This window comes from Burkholderia sp. ZZQ-2 (assembly GCF_050768715.1).
Lineage (GTDB): Bacteria > Pseudomonadota > Gammaproteobacteria > Burkholderiales > Burkholderiaceae > Burkholderia > Burkholderia cepacia.
Window position 1 is genome coordinate 100,256 of the sequence record NZ_LDVA01000348.1, and the last position, 23,741, is coordinate 123,996.

At 59.2% G+C, this 23,741-nt stretch carries 18 protein-coding genes; 11 read left to right on the forward strand and 7 right to left on the reverse strand.

Features of this window, described 5'->3' with window-relative positions:
• Positions 1 to 455 precede the first annotated feature (455 nt).
• From ABY44_RS33935 to ABY44_RS33945, 3 genes are all read left to right on the forward strand, one after another.
• Positions 456 to 1,181 (forward strand): haloacid dehalogenase type II, encoded by a 726-nt coding sequence (locus tag ABY44_RS33935; RefSeq protein WP_060061505.1) that lies wholly within the window; start codon positions 456 to 458, stop codon positions 1,179 to 1,181.
• A gap of 124 nt (positions 1,182 to 1,305) precedes the next feature.
• Positions 1,306 to 2,025, forward strand: a complete 720-nt coding sequence (locus ABY44_RS33940; RefSeq protein ID WP_047902702.1) for a haloacid dehalogenase type II — start codon at positions 1,306 to 1,308, stop codon at positions 2,023 to 2,025.
• A gap of 47 nt (positions 2,026 to 2,072) precedes the next feature.
• Complete coding sequence (locus tag ABY44_RS33945) at positions 2,073 to 2,564, forward strand: Lrp/AsnC family transcriptional regulator (RefSeq protein ID WP_047902703.1); 492 nt, start codon at positions 2,073 to 2,075, stop codon at positions 2,562 to 2,564.
• 356 nt (positions 2,565 to 2,920) lie between these two features.
• Here ABY44_RS33945 and ABY44_RS33950 read toward each other — a convergent pair whose 3' ends face one another.
• From ABY44_RS33950 to ABY44_RS33970, 5 genes are all read right to left on the reverse strand, one after another.
• Positions 2,921 to 4,393, reverse strand: a complete 1,473-nt coding sequence (locus ABY44_RS33950; protein WP_125331759.1) for an NAD-dependent succinate-semialdehyde dehydrogenase — start codon at positions 4,391 to 4,393, stop codon at positions 2,921 to 2,923.
• A gap of 60 nt (positions 4,394 to 4,453) precedes the next feature.
• Positions 4,454 to 5,836: an aspartate aminotransferase family protein gene (locus ABY44_RS33955; RefSeq protein ID WP_125331761.1), complete on the reverse strand. Its 1,383-nt coding sequence runs from the start codon at positions 5,834 to 5,836 to the stop codon at positions 4,454 to 4,456.
• A 169-nt stretch (positions 5,837 to 6,005) separates the two neighbouring features.
• A complete protein-coding gene (locus ABY44_RS33960) occupies positions 6,006 to 8,975 on the reverse strand; it encodes an FAD-binding and (Fe-S)-binding domain-containing protein (RefSeq protein WP_125331763.1) in 2,970 nt (989 codons plus the stop codon).
• 158 nt (positions 8,976 to 9,133) lie between these two features.
• Positions 9,134 to 10,705, reverse strand: coding sequence for a PucR family transcriptional regulator (locus ABY44_RS33965; RefSeq protein ID WP_125331765.1), 1,572 nt, complete (start codon positions 10,703 to 10,705; stop codon positions 9,134 to 9,136).
• Between the two features lie 49 nt (positions 10,706 to 10,754).
• On the reverse strand, positions 10,755 to 12,044 hold the full coding sequence (locus ABY44_RS33970) for an MFS transporter (RefSeq protein ID WP_125331767.1): 1,290 nt from the start codon (positions 12,042 to 12,044) through the stop codon (positions 10,755 to 10,757).
• A 263-nt stretch (positions 12,045 to 12,307) separates the two neighbouring features.
• Between ABY44_RS33970 and gabT the strand changes: the two genes are divergently transcribed.
• From gabT to ABY44_RS33995, 5 genes are all read left to right on the forward strand, one after another.
• A complete protein-coding gene (gabT, locus tag ABY44_RS33975; protein ID WP_125331768.1) occupies positions 12,308 to 13,609 on the forward strand; it encodes a 4-aminobutyrate--2-oxoglutarate transaminase in 1,302 nt (433 codons plus the stop codon).
• Between the two features lie 3 nt (positions 13,610 to 13,612).
• On the forward strand, positions 13,613 to 15,070 hold the full coding sequence (locus ABY44_RS33980) for an aldehyde dehydrogenase family protein (RefSeq protein ID WP_125331769.1): 1,458 nt from the start codon (positions 13,613 to 13,615) through the stop codon (positions 15,068 to 15,070).
• The gene (locus ABY44_RS33985; RefSeq protein ID WP_196798910.1) at positions 15,070 to 15,408 is read left to right on the forward strand and encodes a tRNA-binding protein; all 339 of its coding nucleotides are present in this window, start codon (positions 15,070 to 15,072) and stop codon (positions 15,406 to 15,408) included. Before ABY44_RS33980 ends, ABY44_RS33985 begins: the two co-directional genes overlap by 1 nt.
• A 77-nt stretch (positions 15,409 to 15,485) precedes the next feature.
• Entirely contained in the window at positions 15,486 to 17,099 is a 1,614-nt protein-coding gene (locus tag ABY44_RS33990; RefSeq protein WP_047902709.1) for an amidohydrolase family protein, read from the forward strand.
• Between the two features lie 5 nt (positions 17,100 to 17,104).
• A complete protein-coding gene (locus tag ABY44_RS33995) occupies positions 17,105 to 18,094 on the forward strand; it encodes a CobW family GTP-binding protein (RefSeq protein WP_125331771.1) in 990 nt (329 codons plus the stop codon).
• Between the two features lie 175 nt (positions 18,095 to 18,269).
• Here ABY44_RS33995 and ABY44_RS34000 read toward each other — a convergent pair whose 3' ends face one another.
• Positions 18,270 to 19,154 carry a DMT family transporter gene (locus tag ABY44_RS34000; RefSeq protein ID WP_125331773.1) on the reverse strand — a complete coding sequence of 295 codons (885 nt, stop codon included), beginning with the start codon at positions 19,152 to 19,154 and terminating at the stop codon, positions 18,270 to 18,272.
• Between the two features lie 200 nt (positions 19,155 to 19,354).
• A complete protein-coding gene (locus ABY44_RS34005) occupies positions 19,355 to 20,332 on the reverse strand; it encodes a LysR substrate-binding domain-containing protein (RefSeq protein WP_431643392.1) in 978 nt (325 codons plus the stop codon).
• 140 nt (positions 20,333 to 20,472) lie between these two features.
• Here ABY44_RS34005 and ABY44_RS34010 point away from each other — a divergent pair, with 140 nt between their 5' ends.
• From ABY44_RS34010 to ABY44_RS34020, 3 genes are read left to right on the forward strand one after another with little or no spacing between them, the layout of a single operon-like run.
• Positions 20,473 to 21,708 carry a metal-dependent hydrolase family protein gene (locus tag ABY44_RS34010; protein ID WP_125332646.1) on the forward strand — a complete coding sequence of 412 codons (1,236 nt, stop codon included), beginning with the start codon at positions 20,473 to 20,475 and terminating at the stop codon, positions 21,706 to 21,708.
• Positions 21,709 to 21,741: 33 nt separating this feature from the next.
• Positions 21,742 to 23,106, forward strand: coding sequence for an MFS transporter (locus tag ABY44_RS34015; protein WP_047902712.1), 1,365 nt, complete (start codon positions 21,742 to 21,744; stop codon positions 23,104 to 23,106).
• Positions 23,103 to 23,648: a GAF domain-containing protein gene (locus ABY44_RS34020; protein WP_124675972.1), complete on the forward strand. Its 546-nt coding sequence runs from the start codon at positions 23,103 to 23,105 to the stop codon at positions 23,646 to 23,648. Before ABY44_RS34015 ends, ABY44_RS34020 begins: the two co-directional genes overlap by 4 nt.
• Positions 23,649 to 23,741: the final 93 nt, after the last annotated feature.

Sequence of the window (23,741 nt, forward strand, 5' to 3'; positions counted from 1 at the left end):
CCGGTACAGCATACCCATTTGAGACTTAGCGGGGGATTTGCCGCACAGCCGTCGGTCGCGCGTCCTGAAGCCTAACAACGGGACGCGACTGTTCCCGAGACGGTCTGCCGTCCCCGATCCACCGTTACCGTGGTGTGCACTGGCCTCCCTTGGGGCGTATGTGGTCTGCATGAGTGCCTGAGGAATCCAGCTACCCGCGATTGGGTAATTTTCTTTCAAAATCATTGGGTTATTGAGCTCGCATTCCAGTCGGGCTGGCTCGTCAGGACGATAGGGAGCGGTGACGTGGGCAGTTTCAAGCCCGCCTGCTACCTCGCGCATAACGCAGCAGCAGATTCTGCTGATCGAGCATTTTCAGGCAACAGAGAGTGCTGACGCCGGAGCCAACATAAGTAACGGTTACTGAGCAGGCTCAATAGACTATGTCTTACTCACTAACCAACAGGAGGAGTACCGTGAAACTGACCGACTTCGATACTTTGACGTTCGACTGCTACGGCACGCTGATCGACTGGGAAACCGGCATCTTCGAGGGGCTGCGCTCCCTGCTGGAGCGCGTCAAACCGGCGCTGACGCGCGATCAGGTGCTCGAGGCGCATGCACGTCACGAGTCGTCGCAGCAGCTCTACACGCCGGCGAAACGCTATCAGGACCTGCTCCCGATCGTGTACAAGCGCCTGGCAGAGGAATGGGGCGTGCCGTTCACGCACGAAGAGTGCGTGGCATACGGCAAGTCGGTGCAAAACTGGCCGGCGTTCGAGGATTCGCCGGGCGCGCTGCAGTACCTGAAGAAGTACTACAAGCTCGTGATTCTCTCGAACATTGACAACGACAGCTTCACGTACAGCAACGCGAAGCTTCAGGTCGAATTCGACGCGATCATCACCGCCGAGGACGTCGGCTCGTACAAGCCGTCGCCGCGGAACTTCGAATACATGCTGGACAAGCTCGGCGCCCGCGGCATCAAGTCGGAGAAGATCCTGCACACTGCGGAAAGCCTGTTCCACGATCACAAGCCTGCGAACGCATTCGGACTTGCTTCGTGCTGGATCTATCGTCGCCACTCGCAGCCTGGCTTCGGTGCGACGATGAACCCGGGTGAGCAGCCGACGGTGAATTTCCGCTTCAACAGCATGGCGGAACTCGCGAAGGCGCACCAGGAAGCGCTGCTGCAAAAGTAAGCAGTCGCGTCACCAGCCGGCGTCCATGTCGGCATGACCCACCTTCGCGCCGATCTTGGCGCGGAGGCATTTCCGGACGTGGTATTGTCCGCGTGAACCGGAATATCCAGCTAAGGAGTCGTTCATGCGGCTGACCGATTTCAAGGCCCTGACATTCGACTGTTACGGCACCTTGATCGACTGGGAGTCAGGCATCGTTGCTGGCCTGGCGTCGTTGACTTCGTCACTTGACCAGCCATTGACCCGTGACGAAATACTTGAAGCGCACGCTCGGCACGAGTCTTACCAGCAGATCTCAACTCCGGACATGCCGTACAATCGGCTGCTCGAAGTGGTTTACAAGAGACTCGCCGAGGAATGGGGGCTGAGTTATACGCACGAACAGGCAGTCGCATATGGGCGTTCGGTGCGTGATTGGCCGGCTTTTCCGGATTCAGCAAGCACCCTTCAGTATCTGAAGAAGTACTTCAAGCTTGTCGTGATATCCAACGTCGACAACGACAACTTTGCTTTCAGCCACGCCAAGCTTCACGTGCCGTTCGATGCCATCGTGACGGCTGAGGATGTCGGCAGCTACAAGCCGTCGAACCGAAATTTCGAATACATGCTCGACGTGCTGACTACGCTCGGTGTGCAGAAGGATGAAATTCTGCATGTCGCAGACAGCATGTACCATGATCACGAGCCAGCGAATCGGCTCGATATCCGTTCGTGCTGGATTCACAGGCGATTCGAGCAACGCGGACTTGGCGCGACGGCGCGCACGCTTGCGGAGCCGACGGTCGACTTCAAGTTCACCAGCATGGCACAGTTCGTCAAGGCGCATCACGAAGAACTTTCGTGAACCCGACAGGAAGTGCGGTTCGCACGCCGACTCGAGACCAGCACGATATGAGTAACCGAACCAAACTCGACCGGATCGACATCAAAATCCTCGCGGAGCTGCAGAGGAACGGCAACATCACAAATGCGAACCTCGCAGCTGCTGTAGGCCTATCGGCCAGCCCATGCTTGCAACGCGTCAAACGGCTTGAGGCCACGGGTGTGATTTCTGGGTACGGCGCTCACGTAAACGTCACGAAGCTGACGAGTACAGTGTCTGTATTTACGGAAATCATGTTGCACGATCACCGGCGCGAGGACTTCGTCCGATTCGAGGCGAATCTCCGCGATTTCGACGAAATCACCGAATGTCATTTGGTGAGTGGCGGATACGACTATCTTCTCAAATTCGTCGTCAAGGACATCGGGCACTACCAGGACGTGATTGAGCGGTTGCTCGATCGTAACCTCGGCATTGAGAAGTACTTCAGCTACATCGTGATTCGCTCGCCATTTGTAAAGCACGGCGTACCGCTCGAGAAGCTTCTATCGGACGAGTAGACGATACAGTTAGCCAGTACGTCGGCAGACTGCGCCACAGGGCGTCTTATCGACGCTTCAATCCGGGTAGCGGCTCGAGCTCACGCCGGCTCGGCGAAGACGGTCAAGCGCCACTGCCTTGCACGGGTCAACTCTCGTGAGATGGTTAGTGTGACAGGCTCTCTATCGATTCACTCGGTCATGCGTTAGCGCTGGCTTGCTCCACAAGCAGTTGTTGCTCGGGATGGCATATGTGTCGCCCTTGAGCACTCCCATCGAATCGACCCGCGAGTCAGCATCCGGCCGGCGTTCGGACTGAGGAAGAGAGAAGGCCATCGTCCCTGTGGGACGATGGCCTCACGGTCGACGGAAATGCGTTACTCGAGACCGCCTTGACAGATGTACTTGATGGACAGATAGTCGTCGAGACCGTACTTCGATCCTTCGCGACCATAGCCCGATTCTTTGACGCCGCCGAACGGTGCAGCTTCGCTTGCAACCGCCCCCTCATTCAGCCCGACAACGCCGGCCTCGAGTTGGCGCGACACGCGATCGGCACGCCGCATGTCTTGCGTGTAGAAGTAAGCCGCGAGACCGAACGGGGTGTCATTTGCCAAACGCACGACTTCCTCCTCGGTTTCGAAACGATACAGCGGCGCCACAGGCCCGAAGGTCTCTTCGCAGGTGACGAGCATTTCGCTGTTCGCATTCGCGATAACCGTCGGAGCGTAGTAGTTCGGCCCGATCTCGGTCAGGCGCTTGCCGCCGGTCAGAACCGTGGCACCCTTTGAAACCGCATCGGTAACGTGGCGGTCGATCTTGTCGATTGCCTTCGTGTTGATCATCGGACCGATTTGCGCCTGCGGGTCGGTTGCCGGGGCGACCTTGAGCGCGCCCACGCGAGCCGCCAGCAGCGCGGCAAACTTGTCGAATACGCCCGCTTGCACGTAGATCCGGTTCGGGCACACGCACGTCTGGCCGCCATTGCGGAACTTCGCCGCCATCAGGCCTGCGACGGCCGCTTCGAGGTCCGCATCGTCGAAGACGATGAAGGGGGCGTTACCCCCCAATTCCAGTGACAGCTTCTTGAGCGTGCCGGCAGACTCGCGGGCGAGATACTTCCCGACCGCCGTGGAACCCGTGAACGTGATTTTACGGACGCGGTCATCGGCCAGCCAGTCGCCCACCGCTTCGATGCCTTGATCGCGCGATGCGCTGAGCATGTTGAGAACCCCAGCGGGAACACCTGCTTCTTGAGCGAGTGCAGCGAGAGCAAGCGCCGTGAGCGGCGTGTCTTCGGCGGGCTTGCCGACGACGGTACAGCCGGCCGCCAGAGCGGGAGCAATCTTGCGCGCAATCATCGCGAGCGGGAAGTTCCACGGCGTGATGGCCGCGACGATCCCGACGGGTTCTTTGATGGCGCGCATCTGCTTGCCACGCTGTGCTTGCGGAATGATGTCGCCGTAGATGCGCGTTGCCTCATCTGCGAACCAGGCAACATAGGACGCACCGTAAGCCACTTCGCCACGGCTCTCCGCCATCGGCTTGCCCTGTTCCATGGACATGATTGTTGCGAGGTCCTCCGTGTTCGCGACAATCAGTCCGTGCCACCGCCGGAGAATCTCTGCTCGCTCGCGGGGCAGGCGTTCACGCCATTCCTGGGCTGCCTTCGCCGCTGCGTCCGTTGCCGCGTGCGCGTCAGCTTTTCCGCTGTTGGCAACCTCGACGATGAGTTCGCCGGTAGCCGGATCCGTGACAGGGTAGCGGGCGCTATTGACCGCATCCGTCCATTCGCCGCCAATCAGGTTCTGGAAGCGCAGGAGTTCTTGGCGTTTCAGTTTCAGTTCCATACTCGATACCTTTGGAGAATATGCTGCTTTTTTATCCGTGCGGAGCACGGTAACGGGGCATTAGCCTTTCATTGCGCGGCGTACGTCCGGGCTTTCCAGGACTTCGTCGAGCGTCTTGCTGACCCGCTCGACCATTTGCTCGATATCGCCTTCCGAGAAACAGAGGGCGGGCGCGAAGCCGAGGATGTTGTCGCCGAATGCTCGGAAAATGATCTTGTTGCGATACGCGGCTTCGAAGATTCGATTCGCGAGATCGAGCGACGGATCGAAGCGCGTGCGATTCGCTTTGTCGGAGACGAGCTCGACTGCGCCGAGCAGGCCGCGATGTCGGGAGTCGCCGACGAGCGGATGATCGAGAAGACTGTCGAGCCCCGCAGCGAAACGGGGCGCTTGCGCAACACCGTTCGCGAGCAATCCACCTTCCGTATACAGGCGAAGTACCTCAAGCCCGATGGCGGCGCTGACGGGGTGTGCGGAATAGGTTTGACCGTGTCCGACTGCGTCGGACCGCTTGCCGCCGTCCGCGATTCCCTGGTAGACCTGATCCGACATCAATACGGCGCCCATGGGCGCGTAGCCGGCGGTGAGGCCCTTGGCAACGGTCATGAGGTCGGGCTCGACGTCTTCTGCCTCACACGCGAACATCGGGCCAGTGCGGCCGAATGCGGTGATCACTTCGTCCGCAACGAACAGAATGTCCAGTTCGCGGCAGGCCTTGCGCATTGCCTTCAACCAGCCCTTCGGCGGCACAATCACTCCGCCGGATCCTTGCACGGGCTCGCAGAAGAAGGCCGCGACGTTGTTGGGGCCGATCTCTGCCACTTTGGCCTGGAGCGCGGCGACCGACGCGGCAATGATTGCTGCCGGATCGTCAGGCGTGCCGCTGCGATAGGGATACGGCGACGGAATGTGATGTTGAACCGCGAGCGGCACGTCGAAGTTCCGATGGAAGCTGGCGATGGCAGTGAGGCCTGCACCGATCGAGGAAGATCCGTGGTACCCGCGCTCGAGCGCGATGAAGTGCTTCTTCGTCGGGCGACCGATTGCGTTGTAGTAGTGGGTAATGAACCGGATGGCCGAATCGACTGCGTCGGAGCCACCGAGCGAAAAATAGACGTGCTTGAGCGATGCGGGAGTCAGATCGACCAGTCGCTGGGCCAGCGCGATCGCGGGTTCGGAGGCGAAATGGAAATAGCCGGTCGCGTAGGGCAGGCGCGTCATCTGCTCCATCGCCACCTTGACGATGCTTTCCTGGCCATAGCCCGTGTTCACACACCACAGACCCGCGAACGCATCGAGCAGTTCGTTGCCGTCGGCGTCGCGAAGCCAAGCGCCGTTGCCCGATTCGAGAATCGTGGCGCCGCGTGCTTCATGTGCGCGAAAGTTGACGACCGGATGAATCAGGTGCTTGCGGTCCGATTCGATGAGTGCCGAGATTGACATGATGTACCTAGTAAAAGATGGTGGCGGCTATGTGTTCAATGTTATGCAACGACGGCGGCGGAAACACCGTGTGAAATCATGTACCTGCAAGCAGAAACAGCTGAATTGGAGGTTTGTCGCAGCACTTCCTTCGGTCACGTCGGGTGCCATGCATGGGGCGCTCTGCGACTCATACCAGCTCCGTTTTTCCGACGCGCTCCAATGAGGCGACCGCTTCGGACGTGGTAGCGCGTTCATCCAGCCATTGCGCCAGATGAATAGCCTTCTTCCCGGTCGTATTGCGAATCTGCGACCGACAGCTGAATCCGTCGCTGATGACAACCGCCTCGTTATCGAGCGCGTTGATAGCCGGAACGAGTTCGGATGCGGCAACCGATTTCGCGATGTCCGCGGTGCGGGTGTGGTAGCCGTAGGCACCGGCCATTCCGCAGCAGCCCGTGGCGAGAACGGTTCCCGAATGGGTCGCTTGCTTCAGCAATTGGGATTCCGCCTGCATTCCGCCACATGCCTTCTGGTGACAGTGGCCGTGCACATGGACGTCTTCGTCGAATCGCGGAATATCCACGCCCTTCGACTGCAGCAGCTCCGCAAGCGTCTTGACGGATGCGGAAAGCGCCTTGGCCCGTTCATCGTTGGGGAACAACGCACGAAGTTCGTCGCGGAACACGGAAAGGCAGCTGGGTTCGAGAACGACTACGGGGATGCGCGAGGCGATCACGTCAGACAGACCTTCCATGATTTCCTCGATGTTGCGCCGAGCCAGGTCGAGAAGTCCCGAGTCGTAAAGCGGACGGCCGCAGCAAACGTGTTTGCGGAGCAACCGAACATCGAATCCCTGCGACTCGAGAACCCGGACCGCGGCTTCGAGTACTTCGGGCGAAAAGCCGTTGTTGAATGTATCGGTCCACAGCAGTACCGGAGTCCGGCTGGCGCGATCGTCAGGCGCACGCCCGGAAAGGAGCAACCGCGCCGTGTTGCTGCTTCGGAAACTAGTCCGGGCAATCGCGGGGAAGCGGACATCTGGTGCCAAACCAGCGCTCGCGCCGACCTTGCGGAATGCGCGGTTGCGCATCAGCATGTTGGCAATCCCGCTGAAGTGGGTGGCGACAGGCAGCCACGTGCCGATGCGCCCGATCATGGCATCCATGAGCGGACGCCGCTTTTTCCTGAAGTACTCGTACAGGAACTGGCTCTTGTACTTCGCGATATCCACATGGGTGGGGCAGTCGCTGCGACAACCTTTGCACGCGAGACAGTGATCCAGCGAATCCTTTACGGCCTCGCTTTGCCAGCCGTCCTCGATGACTTCTCCCTTGAGCAGTTCGAACAGGAGCCGAGCGCGACCGCGCGTTGAATACTTCTCTTCTCGTGTTGCACGGAAGCTCGGGCACATCGTGCCGCCTTCCAGCGAGCGGCATTTCCCCATACCGATACAGCGTTCCGTTGCGCGTGCGAACGTGTCGGGGCGCGCATTGTCGCCGAAGCTCATCGGACTGGCGTGGTCCACACGTCGGTAGGTCGGGCCAAGGCGGAGATTCTGATCGACGGGCATCGCATCGATGAGCTTGCCGGGATTCATCCTGCCGCGCGGATCCCAGATGGCCTTGAACTCTCGGAATGCCTCCATCAACTCAGGGGAGTACATCAGCGACAGCAGTTCGCCCTTCGCTTGCCCGTCTCCGTGCTCGCCAGACAGTGAACCCTCGTATTTGACAACCAGCTGGGCTGCCTCGACAAGGAAGCGACGCCAGGTTTGAACACCTTCGGCATTGCGCAAGTCGAACGTGATGCGCGAATGAATGCAACCGTCGCCGAAGTGACCGTAGAGATTGGTCGTATAGCCGTACCGGTCGACGAGTGCGGAGAATTCGCGCAGGTATGCGCCCAGCAAATGCGGTTCGACCGCCGCGTCTTCCCAGCCGACCACCGGATCAGGCTTGGAAGGATCGTTGCCAATCGACGTTGCGGATGCGCCGATCTCACGAATCGACCACAGTCGACGCATCAACTGTGAATCGGCGACCACGCGGACGGCAGGCTGGCCGGAGAACGTCGACGCAAGCGAGGCTGCGCGTTCGGCGAGTGTGATGCATTCATTGGCGTCGGTTGAGCCGAACTCGACCATCAACCACGCGTTTCCGGTCGGCAGTTCGGCGATGTCGTCGAGCGCGAGACCGCGTTCGGTCAGGCCACCAATGATGCCAGTATCCAACCCTTCCATCGCGATCGGTCCGAGCGGAAGAAGTTGCGGAACGCAGTCCGCCGCATCAAAGATCGTCGGAAAGCCGAATACCGCCAGCACTCGGTGGGTCGGATTCGTCACCAGCTTGGTCGTCGCGCGCAATACCGTCGCACAGGTACCTTCGGAGCCGACCAGCGCGCGAGCAATGTTGAAGCCGTTCTCGGGCAGCAACTGATCGAGGCTGTAGCCGGAGACTCGTCGCTTGAGCTTGGGGAAACCTTCACGGATCGCGTCGCCATGGCGATCGACCAGACCCTTGAGCTGGCTGACGATCTCCGCGCGTCGTCCGCCGGCTGCGAGGTGTGCATTGAATGCAGACTCATCGGTGGGACCAACCCAGAAGCGCTCACCGTCGTAAGTCAGGATCTCCAGGGATTCGATGTTTTCGGCAGTCTTGCCTGCCATCACCGAGTGTGCGCCGCAAGAGTTATTTCCGATCATCCCGCCGAGCGTGCATCGGCTGTGCGTGGCAGGGTCCGGGCCGAAAGTCAGCCCAACCTTGGCGGCCGAGTTCTTCAGTTGATCGCAGATGACGCCGGGCTGGATGGTCGCAATGCGGGCATCGGTATCGATCTGTTCGATCGTCGTCAGATACTTCGATGAGTCGATGATCACGGCGTGGTTGACCGATTGGCCACACATCGACGTGCCGGCGCCACGAGGCAGAACGGGAACGTCGGCGGCCGCGCATGCGCGCATGATCTCGACGACATCATCGATCGAGCGGGGCACGACAACGCCGATCGGCACCTGGCGATAGTTGGATGCCTCCGACGCGTAAGCCGCGCGCGATCCGGCATCGAAGCGGACTTCAGCCTGAGTCGTGCGCTTGAGCGTTTGCTGCAGAGCGAGGAGGGTATTGAGGTCGTGGCGAGTGGCCGCGGTACCGGAAGTCATCGAATCACGCCTAATCGGAAGTCGCATTTCAAGGGGCAGACACGGCCGTCATGCTGATACCGAGCAAAAGCCGGTGCATTCCGGACGTGCAGCCAGTCTTCCGTATTAAAGCGTCATGTAACCCCGAAATCTTCCTATATCAAATAGGAAAGCGGAGGCTATTCTTCGCGAAGTCGATACAGTGCGATCGCGAACTGCAGCTTGAACCGGGTCTGAGGATCTTCCAGCGACACGTTGAGTGCGCTTTCGATTCGTTCGACCCTGTACCGCAGCGTGCTGATGTGTATGCCGAGCGCTTTCGCGGTATTTGCAAGCTGGAAACCTTCGTCCGAAAGCGCGCCTAACGTATCGAGTAGCGATTCGCCTCGACGCTTTTCCACCAATGGCAGCACGAGTCGCTCGACGAGCATGTTCCGCGCGTCTGCTTCGCCCATGAGTGCTCGAGGAAAAAGGATCTCATCGAAGTGATGTAGCCGGCCCGGCCGCAGGGTGGGTACCAGAGCCTCGACGTCTTTCGCGCCAGTTGCCATCCCTTGCACGCCGCTATGTACCCGGCTCACTGCCATGGCCGCTCGTCGGTCTGTCACGGCGTCCCATAACGCCTCTATCGATGCGTCAGCCGGCAGGATGAATCGAATTTGATTCAACCAGATTGCAAGCATTTCGGGCATGCCTTTCGCACGCAACTGACGCTTTATCGCGTCAACCCAGCGTTCGCGGCGCTCGAGACCTTCAGTCGTAAGCGGAATCGGCTCGTCAATGAGTACGAGGCCAACTCGATATGATGCAGCCTCGCTCCAGCCGCATACCCGAGCACGCTCGAGCGCACTTGCAGACGCGGTAAATTCGCCATCAAGCAGGCTTGCGACGAGAGCATAGCCAAGACGATCTTCCTGTTGAGCGAGCTGCCGCTGGTGCATCATGTGCAGCGCCGCGACAACGCTCGCGTGTTCGATTGCGCGCACGTCCAGCTCGTCGTTCCCGTCGTCAACTAGATCGAGCCAGATGAGCGCAACGACCGTCTCTTGAAGGCGTACGGCATGACAGAGACGTTGCACAAAGCCATCCGTGACCGGAAATGGGACCTTTGTCGGCCGGGTCGCCGGGATGCGGTAGTGAGAGTGCAGGTCACTACGGGCCGCATCGACGAATTCCGCTTCCAGTGCGGCGGTTGTGTCAGTGTCGTCGATCGAGCTGCCAAGCATATGACCGGCTGGGTCGGTAAAGGTCACCGGCCGCCCGAGTAGATTACTGAGCGCGTGCGCGATATCGGACAGGCTTGTTGCCGAAACGGCTGCGTTGGTGAGTGCCCGGTGCAGTTGCTCCGAGCGTTCGATGAGCTCACCCTGGAAATTGATGATCTTGGCAAGGATCTCGTGGGTGACGTCGCTGAACTGGATTTCCCATGGAAGCTCCAGAAGCGGTAGCCCGACGCGGTTCGCTTCTTCGACCGCTTCAGGCGGGAAATGCTCGCGGAAGTTCGGCACGGCAAGCACAACGCCGGCGAGTCCGATTGCGCTCAGGTCTCGAACAAGCTGGCGTGACGCGTTTTCGTCGGGCGGCCAGTTGTAGCCGGTCGAGAGCAGCAGTTCGCCGGATTTCACCCAGTTCACGATGTCCGGGTGATCGACCATGTGCACCCAGGAGATTTCCCGTTGCAGATTCTGCCCACCGGCGACGACGTCGGCATCACGCAGTACGGTTTCACGAATGGCGGTATCAAGTTTCATCTCGGCTCCCCGGCTGTACCGCGGCGGGGCGCCGCGATTTCGAATGATGTCAGGTGGTGCGTGGCTGTCGGTAGCCAAAGATCACGCCGAGCAAACTGAAGCCCGCCGCGAACATCACGTAGAACGCGGGTGCCATTGCGGTTCCCGTCTTGCTGATCAACCAGGTCAGGATCAGCGATGCGAATCCGCCGAACGTCATCACCGCAAGGTTGTACGCGATGGACAGGCCGGTCGACAGAACCTTGGTCGGGAACGTTTCGGCAAGCGCGGCGAGAATCGGGCCGGTATAGATCGCGATCAGCACGCCGAAGACGGCTTGGAACACGCACAAAGTGCCAAGCGACGGCGCTGTCACGATCATCGCAAACATCGGCCATGCGAGTGCAAGCATGGCAGCAGACGCCCCACCGAGCAGCCACTTTCTTCCGATAAGGTCCGACCACCAACCGGTGATGGGCGAGCACACGGTGATGACTCCGCCGCCCACCATCGCGGCGATGAACGACGCGGATGACGGCAGCTTCAGTACCTTGACCGAGAAAGTCGGCATGTAGAACAAGATGACGTAGATGCAGACGGTCCAGAGGACGACCATTGCAAAGCTGGCAAATGCTTGCCACGGATAGTCCCGCAGTACGTCTGAAAGAGGCGTCTTCGATTTGTCGGTCGCGTTCAGGAACACCGGCGTTTCTTCGAGATTCCGCCGGACGAAGAAGCCGATCGGCCCGATCAAGAGACCCGACAGAAACGGAATGCGCCATCCCCAGCTTTCGACGTCCGCCGACGACAGGCCGAGTGTGAGCCCCGTGCCGAAGCAAGCGCCAAGCAGGACGGCGAAGCCGATGCTCGTCTGAATCCAGCTCGAGTAGTACGCCTTCTTTCCGGGCGGTGCATGCTCGGTGAGAAAGGCGGTTGCAGTCCCCATCTCGCCGCCGGCGGAGAACCCCTGCAGCAGCCGTGCGAGCACGATGAGGCAGGGGGCCGCGATACCGATCTGCGAGTACGTCGGCGCAAGACCAATCAGCGCCGTGCCGGCACACATCAGCAGAATCGTCAGCGAAAGTGCTGCCTTGCGTCCGGCGCGATCGGCGTAGATCCCGAGCAGGATGCCGCCCAATGGTCGGACGAGAAACCCGACACCGAAAGTCGCGACCGAGAGCATCAACGACGTCAGGTCGTTTCCGGTCGGAAAGAACAGCTTCGCGATGGTAATTGCAAAGAAGCCATACACCATGAAATCGAACCACTCGAATCCGTTGCCAAGTACGGTTGCAACGATGGCGCGTCGCCGCGCCGATCGGTCCTCTTCGTAGACCGCGGACAGCTGCACGGTATTCATCTCCACTACTCCTGATTCGCATTAATGGCGACGGCATAAAGCCGGGGCGCGGGTCGCGGTTTCGTGCCCGTTCACAGTCATTGAACTTAGCCACAAATCGCATAACTACCCACAGGAGAGAGGAAGTCTGAAGGCTATATTCGTATAAAAGATAGGATAAGGCTCGATAAAACGGAAGCGGGATGATGATTTTCCTACTTTTGGTAGGTATTCGTCCGGGTTCTGGCTTCCTACCATGAGCGCATTCCAAGGAGGTGAAGCTCATGAGCAGTCGAGAACTGAATGCGACCAGCGAACTGGCCGCGATGCGCCAATCGTACGTGGCACGCGGCGTGGCAACCGCGCATCCCATTTTTGCCCGGCGTGCGGCTGGCGCTTACCTGTGGGACGAGGAAGGCCGGAAATACCTGGATTTCGTCGGTGGCATCGGCGTGCTGAACGTCGGCCACAATCATCCGGCTGTAGTTGCCGCGGTCCAGCAGCAACTGGAGTCGTTTTCGCACGTGTGTTTCCAGGTGGCCGGCTACGAGCCGTACGTTCGTCTCGCAGCGCGCCTGTCCGAGCTTGTTGCTCCGGGCCAGGGCTACAAGGCTGCGTTCTTCACGACGGGTGCCGAAGCTGTCGAGAACGCTATCAAGATCGCTCGCGGGTACACGAACCGACCCGGCGTCATTGCGTTCCGTGGAGGCTTCCACGGCCGAACGCTGATGGGTATGACGCTGACCGGTATGAGCGCACCGTACAAGCAGAATTTCGGCCCGTTTGCGCCGGATGTTTACCACGCACCGTATCCCAACGCGTATCACGGTGTGTCGTCGGACGACGCGCTGGCCGCACTCGAGCAGATCTTCGCAACGCAAATTGCAGCGGATCGCGTCGCTGCAATCATTCTCGAGCCTGTGCAGGGTGATGGCGGCTTCCTCGCAGCGCCGCCCGAGTTCATGCAGGCACTGCGTGCGCTGACGCAAAAGCACGGAATCGTGCTGATTGCGGACGAGATTCAAACCGGCTTCGGTCGTACGGGCCAGATGTTCGGCTTCCAGCATTCCGGCATCCAGCCGGACCTCGTTACGGTTGCAAAGAGCCTTGCGGGCGGTCTGCCGATCTCGGGGGTCGTCGGCCGTGCAGAAATCGTCGATGCTCCGTCGCCCGGTGGCCTCGGTGGCACGTATGGTGGCAATCCGCTTGGTTGTGCAGCTGCGAATGCAGTACTGGACGTGTTCGAGCGTGAAAACTTGCTGGAGCGCAGCCGGGAGATCGGCGCACAACTGCGTGAAGGACTTCTGGAATTCTCCGAGGTTCACGAAGAAATGGGCGAGGTGCGTCAAACCGGCGCGATGGTGGCGGTCGAGTTCGTGACCGACCGTCGGACGAAGGCACCGGAAGCCGCTCTCACGCAGCGTGTTCTCGATGCGGCGCGCGAGGAAGGCCTGCTGATCATCAAGTGCGGCGTCGAGCGCAACGTGGTTCGCTTCCTTGCGCCTCTCACGACATCGACTCAAGATGTGGCTGACGCGCTGGCTATGTTCGGGCGTGCTGTCGCTGCAGCGAAGCGTTCTGCCTGAACCATGCGTGAAATGCACACCCGTGGGGTGATCCCCAGATGGCAGGCACGTCTCGCGGGTGTGCTGGACCAGGATTCCGCGACTTTTCAGGTCACGAACCCCGCCAATGGGCATGTCATCGCGCAAGTATCGGCATGTCGACGACAGCACGTACTCCTCGCGCTAGAGGCGGCGCGCAGTGTCGAAAATGCCTTGCGTGATGTCGACTCGAAAACGAAGACCGCGTTGCTCAGAACCTGGGCCGCAAAGTTGAGTCACGAGGCTGATCGCGTCGCGACCACCGTGACGCTCGAGACCGGTAAGCCAATCAGTGAAGCTCGACGCGAAGTTCGCGCGGCGATTAGCGTGATCGAAAGTTACGCGGCGGCGAGCAGCCAGTCGAAGGTATCGGCAGTCATCGAGCATCGCGACGAATGGCAACTGAAGCGGCAGTTGCGAGCTATCGGCCCGGTCGTTGCAATTACCAACTGGTGTCAGCCGGTGCTGACCGTCGTGCGAAGAGTCGTGCCGGCGCTCGTTGCCGGGTGTCCCGTGATTCTGAAGCCGTCGTCACGTACGCCGCTGAGCGCATTGACGATTGCGAGCTTGTGGAGCGATGCGGGTGGTCCTGACGGAAGCCTGCAGGTGTTGACGACAGACGATCCGTTAGCGGCCACCGACGTGTGTCTGGCTGATACGCGCGTTGCGATGGTCTCGTTTACCGGTAGCCGGGATGTCGGTCTGCATCTGGCGCGTATGTGTGCGGATGTCCGTCGAGACACATCTCTGGAAGTAGACGGGCAGATGCCATTCATCGTGTTGGCCGATGCGGACGTTGAGCGTGCTGCCGACGCGCTCATCGAAGTCACGTTCATGCGCAATTCTGGCCAGGACTGTACGAGCGCGAACCGCATTTACGTCGACGAACGCATCGCGAGGCAGTTCGTGAGTGCCATCGCGGCACGTGCGTCCGAACTGCAATGCGGGGATCCGTTGGACGAGCGGACCAAGATTGGCCCTCTGATCGATAGCCTGACGCTTACGATTATCGAGGAGCAGATCGAGGACTCCGTGGCGGACGGCGCAATTGTCGTTGCTGGCGGTAAGCGTCTGGGCGGCCTCTATTTTGCTCCCACCGTCCTCGATCGCGTGCGGCCAGGCATGCGGGCAGTCGAAGACGCACATGCCGGGCCTCTTCTACCCGTGTTGAGATTTACGGAATCTGACGAGTTGCTCGAAATGACCTCATCCAACCGAAGGGGGCAATCCGCATGGATTTGGACCGACGATGACGGTGCTGCACACCGCTTGGCGTGCAGACTGGGATATCAGCACGTCTGGATCAACGATGCGGGAGAGACATACCCGGACAGACCGGCGACCAGCGTTGCTTGGGGCGATATGGGAGATGCGGCGCGCTATGTGAGGTCGGTAACGATTGCTTCGAGCGCTTGTGTAACTGAAACGAAGCGAGAAAAATGATGAGTGAAATTTCTGCATATGATGCGTTCAACCAGGTCGACATGCGTGTCGGCAAGGTCGTTCGGGTCGAAATCAATGAAGAGGCGAAGAAGCCGGCGTACAAGATCTGGATCGATCTCGGTGAACTGGGCGAGCGTACGACGAGTGCTCAGTACACGGCGCTGTATCAGCCGGAGCAACTCGTCGGGAAATCGGTCGTCTGTGCGGTCAATCTCGGTACGCGTCGAATCGCCGGCTTTAAATCGGAAGTACTGATGCTCGGCGTTGAGCAGACTGAGGGCGCAGTCATTTATCTGACGACCGAGCGGGATGTTGCACCGGGCACGAAGGTGTTCTGACGTCACGTTTCGTGTGGAGATTCGCCGTGTCGCGCGTGCCGCGCCGTGCCGTGCCTAATACGAGACTGGGAGCCAACATGACGGATTCCTCCAGTACCCACATCGAGGTGGGTGAGGAGATGGTGGCAGGCTTTGGCCGAAAAGGGCTCGGGCAACTGCAACCGTCAACGACACGGGACCGCGGCGACGGGCCGTTTGCACGGCTCGTCTTACGTGGTGCAACCGTCATTGACGGAACCGGCGCACCCCCGTGGGGACCCGCTGACATTGTTATCGAAGGCGATCGGATTGCAGCAATTGTCGCCGTAGGTGTGCCGGGTCTGCCGATCAACGACGCGCGACGACCTGCAGCCTGCGAGTCGGAGATCGACTGTACCGGCAAATTCATCACGCCAGGTTTTGTCGACAGCCACGCGCACATCGGAACTCCGTTTCACGCGGAGAACGGTCAGATGATGCCGGCCGACTACATCTACAAGTTGTGGTTGGCACACGGCGTCACCTCCGTACGCGAAGCGGGCTGCATGAACGGGCTTGCGTGGACGCGCGAGCAAAGAGACGCGGCAGAGGCGCATCGAATTGCCGCTCCGCGCTTGCATCCGTACGTCTATTTCCCGGCTGTCAACGACTATCTGAAGACCATCTATCGCCCGGACGAGGGGCGGGATTGGCTGCGAAAAGTACGGGACAAGGGGGCTGAGGGGGTGAAGTTTTTCGGAGCACCGCCTGCGATCATGCAGGCCGCGCTCGACGAATGCGTGAAGCTCGGGCTGCGAACCTGCTGCCACCATGCGCAACTGTCGGTGGGGCGGATGAATGCCCTGAGAACGGCTAGATGGGGGTTGACCAGCACCGAGCATTCATACGGTCTTCCCGAGGCGTTATTCGATGGCCGAACACTGCAAGGTTTCGGTGACGAGTACAACTACAACGACGAATATCTCCGATTCGCAACCGCAGGTCAGACGTTCCTGCAAGCCGCTCGTCCCGGCAGCCAGAAATGGAACGAAGTTCTCGCGGCATTTCTGGAGGTTGGTCATACGTTCGTGCCGACGATGAACGTCTATGACACCAATCGGGACCTCATGCGTGCGCGACGAGCTGAATGGCACGATGCATACACGGATAGCACGACGTGGAAGTATTTCCAACCGCAGCGCGGCGGGCACGGGGCGTACTTCTATCGATGGTCGGTCAAGAACGAGATTGAATGGCGCGAGAGCTTCCGTATCTGGATGGCGTTCCTGAACGATTACAAGAACCTCGGTGGTCGTGTATGCGTCGGTAGCGATTCGGGCTTCATGTTCCAGATCTACGGATTCGGCTTCGTTCGTGAACTCGAGTTGCTGCAGGAGGCGGGATTTTCACCCCTGGAAGTGCTGCGTTCCGCAACCTTGCACGGTGCGGAACTGCTCGGCATCGATGATGACACTGGCACGCTGGAGGTCGGACGGCGTGCGGACTTGCTTGTGCATGACCAGAACCCGCTGTCGGACTTCAAACTGCTATACGGGACCGGTGCACTGAGGCTGAACGATGAACGTCGCGAGCTGGAGCAACAGCGAGCGCTGCGGTACACGATCAAGGGTGGCATGGTGTTCGATGTTGCCGAACTGCTCTCGGATGTCCGAGCGATGGTTTCCGAAACCTGGCCGTCCGGCGAGGGGCCATTCACAGCCCAGGAAGAGTGAATGCGATGAGTGCGCCGACTCAATTGGTGATTCTGGCCGGCATGCTTGGTAGTGGCAAGACGTCGCTGATCGAGGCTCTGCTTGCTAGCGAAACTGTCGACGTCGCAACGGCGGTGATCGTCAACGAAGTCGGCGCGGTTAACATCGACGGAGCGATACTGTCGCAATCGGCACGTGGCGCAACGCTGGCGACACTGAGTAACGGGTGTGTTTGTTGCTCTTTGAGCAACGACCTCGTAACGACGATCGACGATTTGGTCTCTACTCGAAAGCTGGCGTCGCTTCCGCCATTTGAACGCATAGTGCTTGAATGCAGCGGCTTGTCGAAACCCGGACAAGTCGTTCTCGCCCTCAGTCAACTGGCGGCGTTGAGCCTACGCGTCCATATCGTCGCGACCTACGATTGCACACGTCCACCTGCTGAGTCCGATGATGCCAACGACGCAATCGCACAGATTGGCGCAGCACACACTATCGTACTGACCAAGACGGACTTGGTTGATCACCACCTTCGGTTACTTGCCGCGGATACGGCAAGAGTCCTGAATCCTCTTGCCCGAATCGTCAACGAGCTTTCTTTCTCGGCCCGTGCGAACGAGTCGTTCCGGCATCTGGACGATCTGACGGGGACCGAGCCACTTCTCATAGACGAGAGTGCGCCAAGACCGCGTGCGCTTCTGCATCCTCGTGTTCGGGTATATCGCGCCCGGATCGCGTCATGGCCAGACTGGCATGATGTGCTTGACTGGCTCGAGAACGTCGCAGGAACAATGGGGAATCGGCTATTGAGAATGAAGGCTATCGTCCCCGGAGGCACGCCGTCACATCAGGTTCTGTTGCAGAGCGTCGGCACGACCTTCGCGGCGCCACGCCAACTTTCTTCGACAGATGCATTCGAGAATGCGGTGGTCTTCATCGCTCGCGACTTCGCGCTAGATGAGGCCGAGGAAATAGAGTCAGCCTTTCCGGTTGAGTGGAGCGTGCTGCAGCGTTAGCTTGCTCCCGGATATTCCAGCGACGAACCTTTCTCGATGTGAAAGCGTGGCCGCTGGAAGATGCGACCACGGTCTTCCGGTTATAACGTTATGCTGAGGCGGTGTGTACACGCGCTCGAGCGTGAACGACGAGACGGATCATCACGACAACCGCTACGACAATCTCCGACGCTGCCTACTCGGTGGTTACTCTTTGTGCCGTTGCCGCGGGTCGTGATTTGGCCCGGCCGGTCATAGCAATGGAAATGGTGACTAGCGCAGCCCCCGTCCACGTTAGCGCGGTGACCGGCTGTCCCTGTTGGGCGCACAGGACAATGGTCGATAGAACGGGAGTCAAGTAGCTGAGCATCGCGACTTTGCCGGGATCGCAACGCTTCATCCCGTAGTCCCACAGATAGAACGCGGTGCCCATCGGCCCGATGCCCAAGTAAGCCAGTGAAGCCGTCTGTTGCAGTGAAAGACTCGGCCATTGACCCCGTACAGAGAAAAGGGCAAGGCTGGCGAGACCGGCAACAAGGCAGAACAAGCCGACGGAATGGCTCGAAACCGATTCGTATCGGGGGCCGAGCAGTGAATAGCCAGCCCAGGCAAAGGCAGATAGCAGGGCCAGCGCATATGCAATGGTTAGCGGTGCGAGTCCCAATGCTGAAGTTGAGCTAGCGGGGTGATGCACGCTGGCGAGGCAAGCAAGTGCAGCTCCGCCAAATCCGATAAGTATCCCTAGAAGGTGTCGCATTGGCGACGTGTTCGCCCGTCGTGTTGCTGGGGTGAACAGAACGATGAGCAGTGGCCAGAGATAGTGAATCAGACTCACGCCGACCGGCTCACCGATCTGCAGGGCGTAGAAATAGAGTGCGTGGTAACCAAACATCGAAGCCGTCCCAAGCAGCGCCAAGCTGAATGGCATCCGCCATTGTCGGGCCCACGGCAGACCAATGAGGCCACCAATCGTCAGCGCGATTCCATTTACGAGCAGCGTCGGGATGTCGTGAAGCGATGCGACGCTCGCGGCCAAGGTACTCCACATCAGTATGGTGATCACGACACCGAAGAGAGCCATATGTTTCTCCAGAAATCCACACACTCTGGCACATGGCTTGAGCGAATTCTTCCGAGTTGCAGTAGGAGAAGCCGATGAAAATATCGTAGGAAATGTCGGTCGTCAGATGTGACGTTTGTCCGTGTAATAAACATCTGGTGACCAGCACTGCCCGGCAGCGCGGATGACAAGGGCAGTGATGCATCAATACGAGCCGGGGGCTACGAGCTTTCGCGTTGCCGCTGCTGACAGTACCGACATTGCCGCATTTCCGATTTTTCGTCTTCAGTGAATGTTCGCCGGGATTGATCGATGTGACGGCACTCGTGGTGCAGCCACTCGCCGAATCGCTGATAGGTCTTCATGTTGCTGCGCCAGTTAGGCGCGCAGAGGTAGTACCCAAGTGGGCTCTCAAAGCGCTGACCGAACGGCTCGATCAACTGCCCGCTCGCCAATGCCTCGCTCACGAGGCACGAGGGAACCAGCGCGACACCGAACCCTGAAATGGCTGCCTGGATGATCAGGGTGAAGAGATTGAAACCAGGGCCGATACGGGCGCTCTTGTGCTCGTCCGTATAGGCAATAAACCAGTCTTCCCAAGCCGACGGGATCTCGTTGTGCTGCAGCAGCGTGCAGTTTTTCAGGTCGTTGACGTGTTGGATGGCATGCCGGTCTCGATACGCCGGAGAACAGACCACGCTCGTTTCCTTGCCGATCAGATACGTAGCCTCGGCAATCGACCAGTCACTGTAGCCGTATTGAATCGACGCGTCGTGGTCAGGCGCGGCCTCCATGTTGTCGATGGTGTAGCGCACGAAGTTGATCGTGATGTCAGGGTTGAGCGATCCGAACGCTTCAAGCCTGGAGAGCAGCCAGTTAGCCGCGAAAGTGGGCGCGACAGACAAATTCAACAAATGGGTATGCCTGGCGGTGGACATCACCTGTGTAGTGGCGCCTTCCAACGCCTGTAGAGCGGGCCGTACCTGCTTGAGGTAGTTCTCACCGATATGGGTGAGCGCCAGGCCGTTTCGGGATCGAATGAAAAGCGGATGTCCGAGGTAATCCTCGAGCTCAGCGATATGTCTGCTGATTGCACTCTGCGTCACGAACAGCTGCTTTGCTGCCATCGAAAACGACAGGTGCCGTGCCGAAACGATGAAGGAATTCAGCTCCGAGATTGTGGGGCAACGTCTGCGCATAGCGTGTATGAGTACTACTCATGGAGGTAGAACTATTTGGCGGAGATCTGACGGAGAAACTTGCAGACGCACGTTTTTGCCGTCGCTACTCTCTGGTGCGTTATGACAAAGACAAACGCGCTGCCCGCGCGTCAGGAGATATGCAACCAATCCTCATCCGAAATTCCAGGGTTCTCGATACGAGAAACCTTGAGCTGCATTCTACCCATGCCGTCCTGATTCGGGATGGCATCATCGAGAAAATTAGTGATGCAGATCTCCTCTTCGAAGGCGCGGTGGAAATCAACGCCAAGGGCATGACCCTGATGCCTGGACTGATCGACTGTCACGTGCATGTGATGGCTTCCTCTTTCAACTTGGGAGCGGTCGCTCGCATGCCTAACGCGCTGGCGTTGCTTCGATCACTGCCGATCATGAAGGGTATGCTGGATCGCGGTTTTACCGCAGTGCGCGACGCCGGCGGTGCCGACTGGGCGCTCGCTGAGGCCGTGAAAACCAGACAGATCGTTGGGCCACGCCTCTTCTGCGCCGGAAAGGCGTTGTCCCAGACTGGCGGACATGGCGATTTTCGCGCCCGCAATGACATCCTCGAAGATCCCTGCGCGTGCGCGTACAAGATTGGCAACATTGCACGCGTGGTCGATGGCGTCGATGCATGCCGCCTGGCGGTCCGCGAGGAAATCCTGAAAGGCGCGTCGCAGATCAAGGTGATGGCCTCTGGTGGGGTAGCGTCGCCCAATGATCCGATCAACAACATGGGTTTTTCCGAGGCGGAGCTTCGCGCCATCGTGGAAGAGGCGGGTAACGCCAACACGTATGTCATGGCGCACGCTTATACACCCAAGGCCATTACACGAGCCGTCCAGTGTGGCGTGCGCACTATCGAGCACGGCAACTTGGTAGATGAGCCGACAGCCCAGTTGATGAAAGAGAAGGGCGTCTACATGGTGCCCACGCTCATCACGTACGAGGGATTGGCCAATGAAGGGCACAAGTACGGCTTGCCGCTGGAGTCAACGCGCAAGATTGCCGGGGTACGCACCAATGGCTTGGAAGCATTGAAGGTGCTGGATACGGCAGGCGTGAAGATGGGTTACGGCTCCGACCTGCTGGGCGAAACCCACTACATGCAGTCCGAAGAACTACTCCTGCGTGCCAAGGTCCTGGGCAACGCCAAGACGATTCAGCAGGCGACCTTGATTGGCGCCGAGATTCTGAATCACACGGGCCTGCTGGGTGAGGTCGCGGAGCGGGCTTATGCCGATCTACTGCTGATCGACGGCAACCCGCTCGATGACATCGCATTGCTGACCCAGCATGACACCGCCATCAAGCTCGTCATGCAGGACGGCGTAATCCACAAGAACTGCCTCTGATCGGCATCCTCCCTTCGTCCTTGAGAACAATCTATGTCTTATACCGTATCGGAACGCCTGGAGCGTTTGCCGTTCAGCCGCTTTCATCTGAAGCTTCTTATTATCGGCGGCTTGGGGTTGGCCTTTGAAGCGCTGGACGCAGGCATCATCGCGTTCATCTTGCCATCCCTGCGCGCCAAATGGGATCTCACGGGCGGCCAGACTGGCTGGATCGCCAGCAGTACCTATGTCGGCTTCCTGGTGGGGGCGTTATTGTCGGGGTTGCTCGGTGACCGCTTCGGCCGCAAAGGGGTGATGATGTGGTCGCTGGTGTTGTTTTGCGTTGGCACCTTCGCTAACGCGTTCGCGACAAATTTCCACGAGTTCTACATCCTGCGCATGATCGCCGGTATAGGAATGGGGGCCGAGGGTGCGATTATCGCACCGTATCTGGCGGAGTTCGTCAGCAGCCGCTACCGCGGCCGCTTCACGGGTGCCCTGGCTGGGTTCTTCTCGTTCGGCTTCGTCCTCTCCGCAATTCTGGGCTATCTCGTCGTGCCGACAGGTCCCAACGGCTGGCGTTATCTGATGATCATTGCGGCGCTACCGGTGGTGTTCTTGCTGTGGATGCGGCGTGCACTGTTCGAGTCCCCGCGCTGGCTTGAAGAGATGGGCCGCCATGGCGAGGCAGCGCGCGTGTGCGATGCAATCGAAACTCAAGTGACGCGCGCCACGGGCCAGCCCTTGCCGGTACCCCAAAAGAACCCCCACCGCACAGCGCCGTCGGGTGCTGCCGGGCATGCCAATTTCTTTGGCCGGCTGGCTGTGCTGTTCAAGCCGCAGTACCTCACCACCACGATTGTGGTCTGGGCGCTTTGGATCGCCGTCATCTTTTGCTACTACGCATTCCTGGTTTGGATCCCGAGTCTTCTGGTAGCCAAAGGGTTCACCGTTACCAGGAGCTTTTCGTTCACCATCTTGATCTATCTGGCACAGATCCCCGGCTATTACTCCGCAGCCTATCTGAACGACAAGATCGGTCGCAAATACACCATCCTGGTCTACATGCTTGTCGCTTGTCTGGCGGCGCTGGGCCTGCCATTCGCAGCCGGCGATACAGAGATTGTCCTCTATAGCATGCTGCTGTCTTTTGGCATGAACGGTGTGATCGCCGGCCAGTACACCTACACGGCAGAGATTTACCCTACATCTATCCGTGCTACTGGGATGGGCACTGCTTCGGCGTTGGCCCGTATCGGTTCGATTGCTTCGCCTACGATCGTCGGCGCTGCCTATCCGGTGCTGGGCTTTGGGGGGGTGTTCGCGTTGATCACGGGGGTGCTCTTCGTCGGCGGATTGGGCATTCTGTTCTTCGGCAAAAGCACGCAAGGCCTCACCCTGGAGGGCATCAACGAATGAAGCACGGGTATACATTGGATCATCTCGGACGAGCCGCGCATGCGGTGGGTCTTGCCGAAGACGTTGAGGCGCAGTGGACCGTGATTTCACGTCTGGCCGAATCCGTCTTCGGCTACAGCCTGCTGACCGGGTTGGTTTACTTTCCGGAGCAGCGCCTGATGCGCCGCATCTTCTCGACGGACGAAACGGTGAGCCCGCTAGGCGGATTCAAGGCCACGGGAAAGGGACCCTGGTCGGCACGAGTGTTGGACCAAGGGCTGCCGTACGTCGGCAACAATGAGGCCGATATTCGCTCCGTGTTTTCCGAAGCGGAACTGCTGATCAAGCGCGGCCTGCATTCCGTGCTCAATCTTCCCATTTTTGCCACGGGCCGAGTGATTGGCTCGCTAAATTTTCTGCATCACCGGGATGCCTACGCTCACGTCGACGAGCGAGTAATGCACCTCGTGTCAGGAATTTGCGTACCGACGTTCCTTCTGGCAAGAGATGGGCAGCAAGAGGCGGCTGCGTCTGTGGACAGTTCAAAGCTCGATAGCGTTTAAACCATAGATGGCGCGAGACGCCAAGGAAGGCGGTCGTTACATCGATTTCGAAGTGAGGAAATCGATCCAATATTTCGTATAACTAAGTCTATC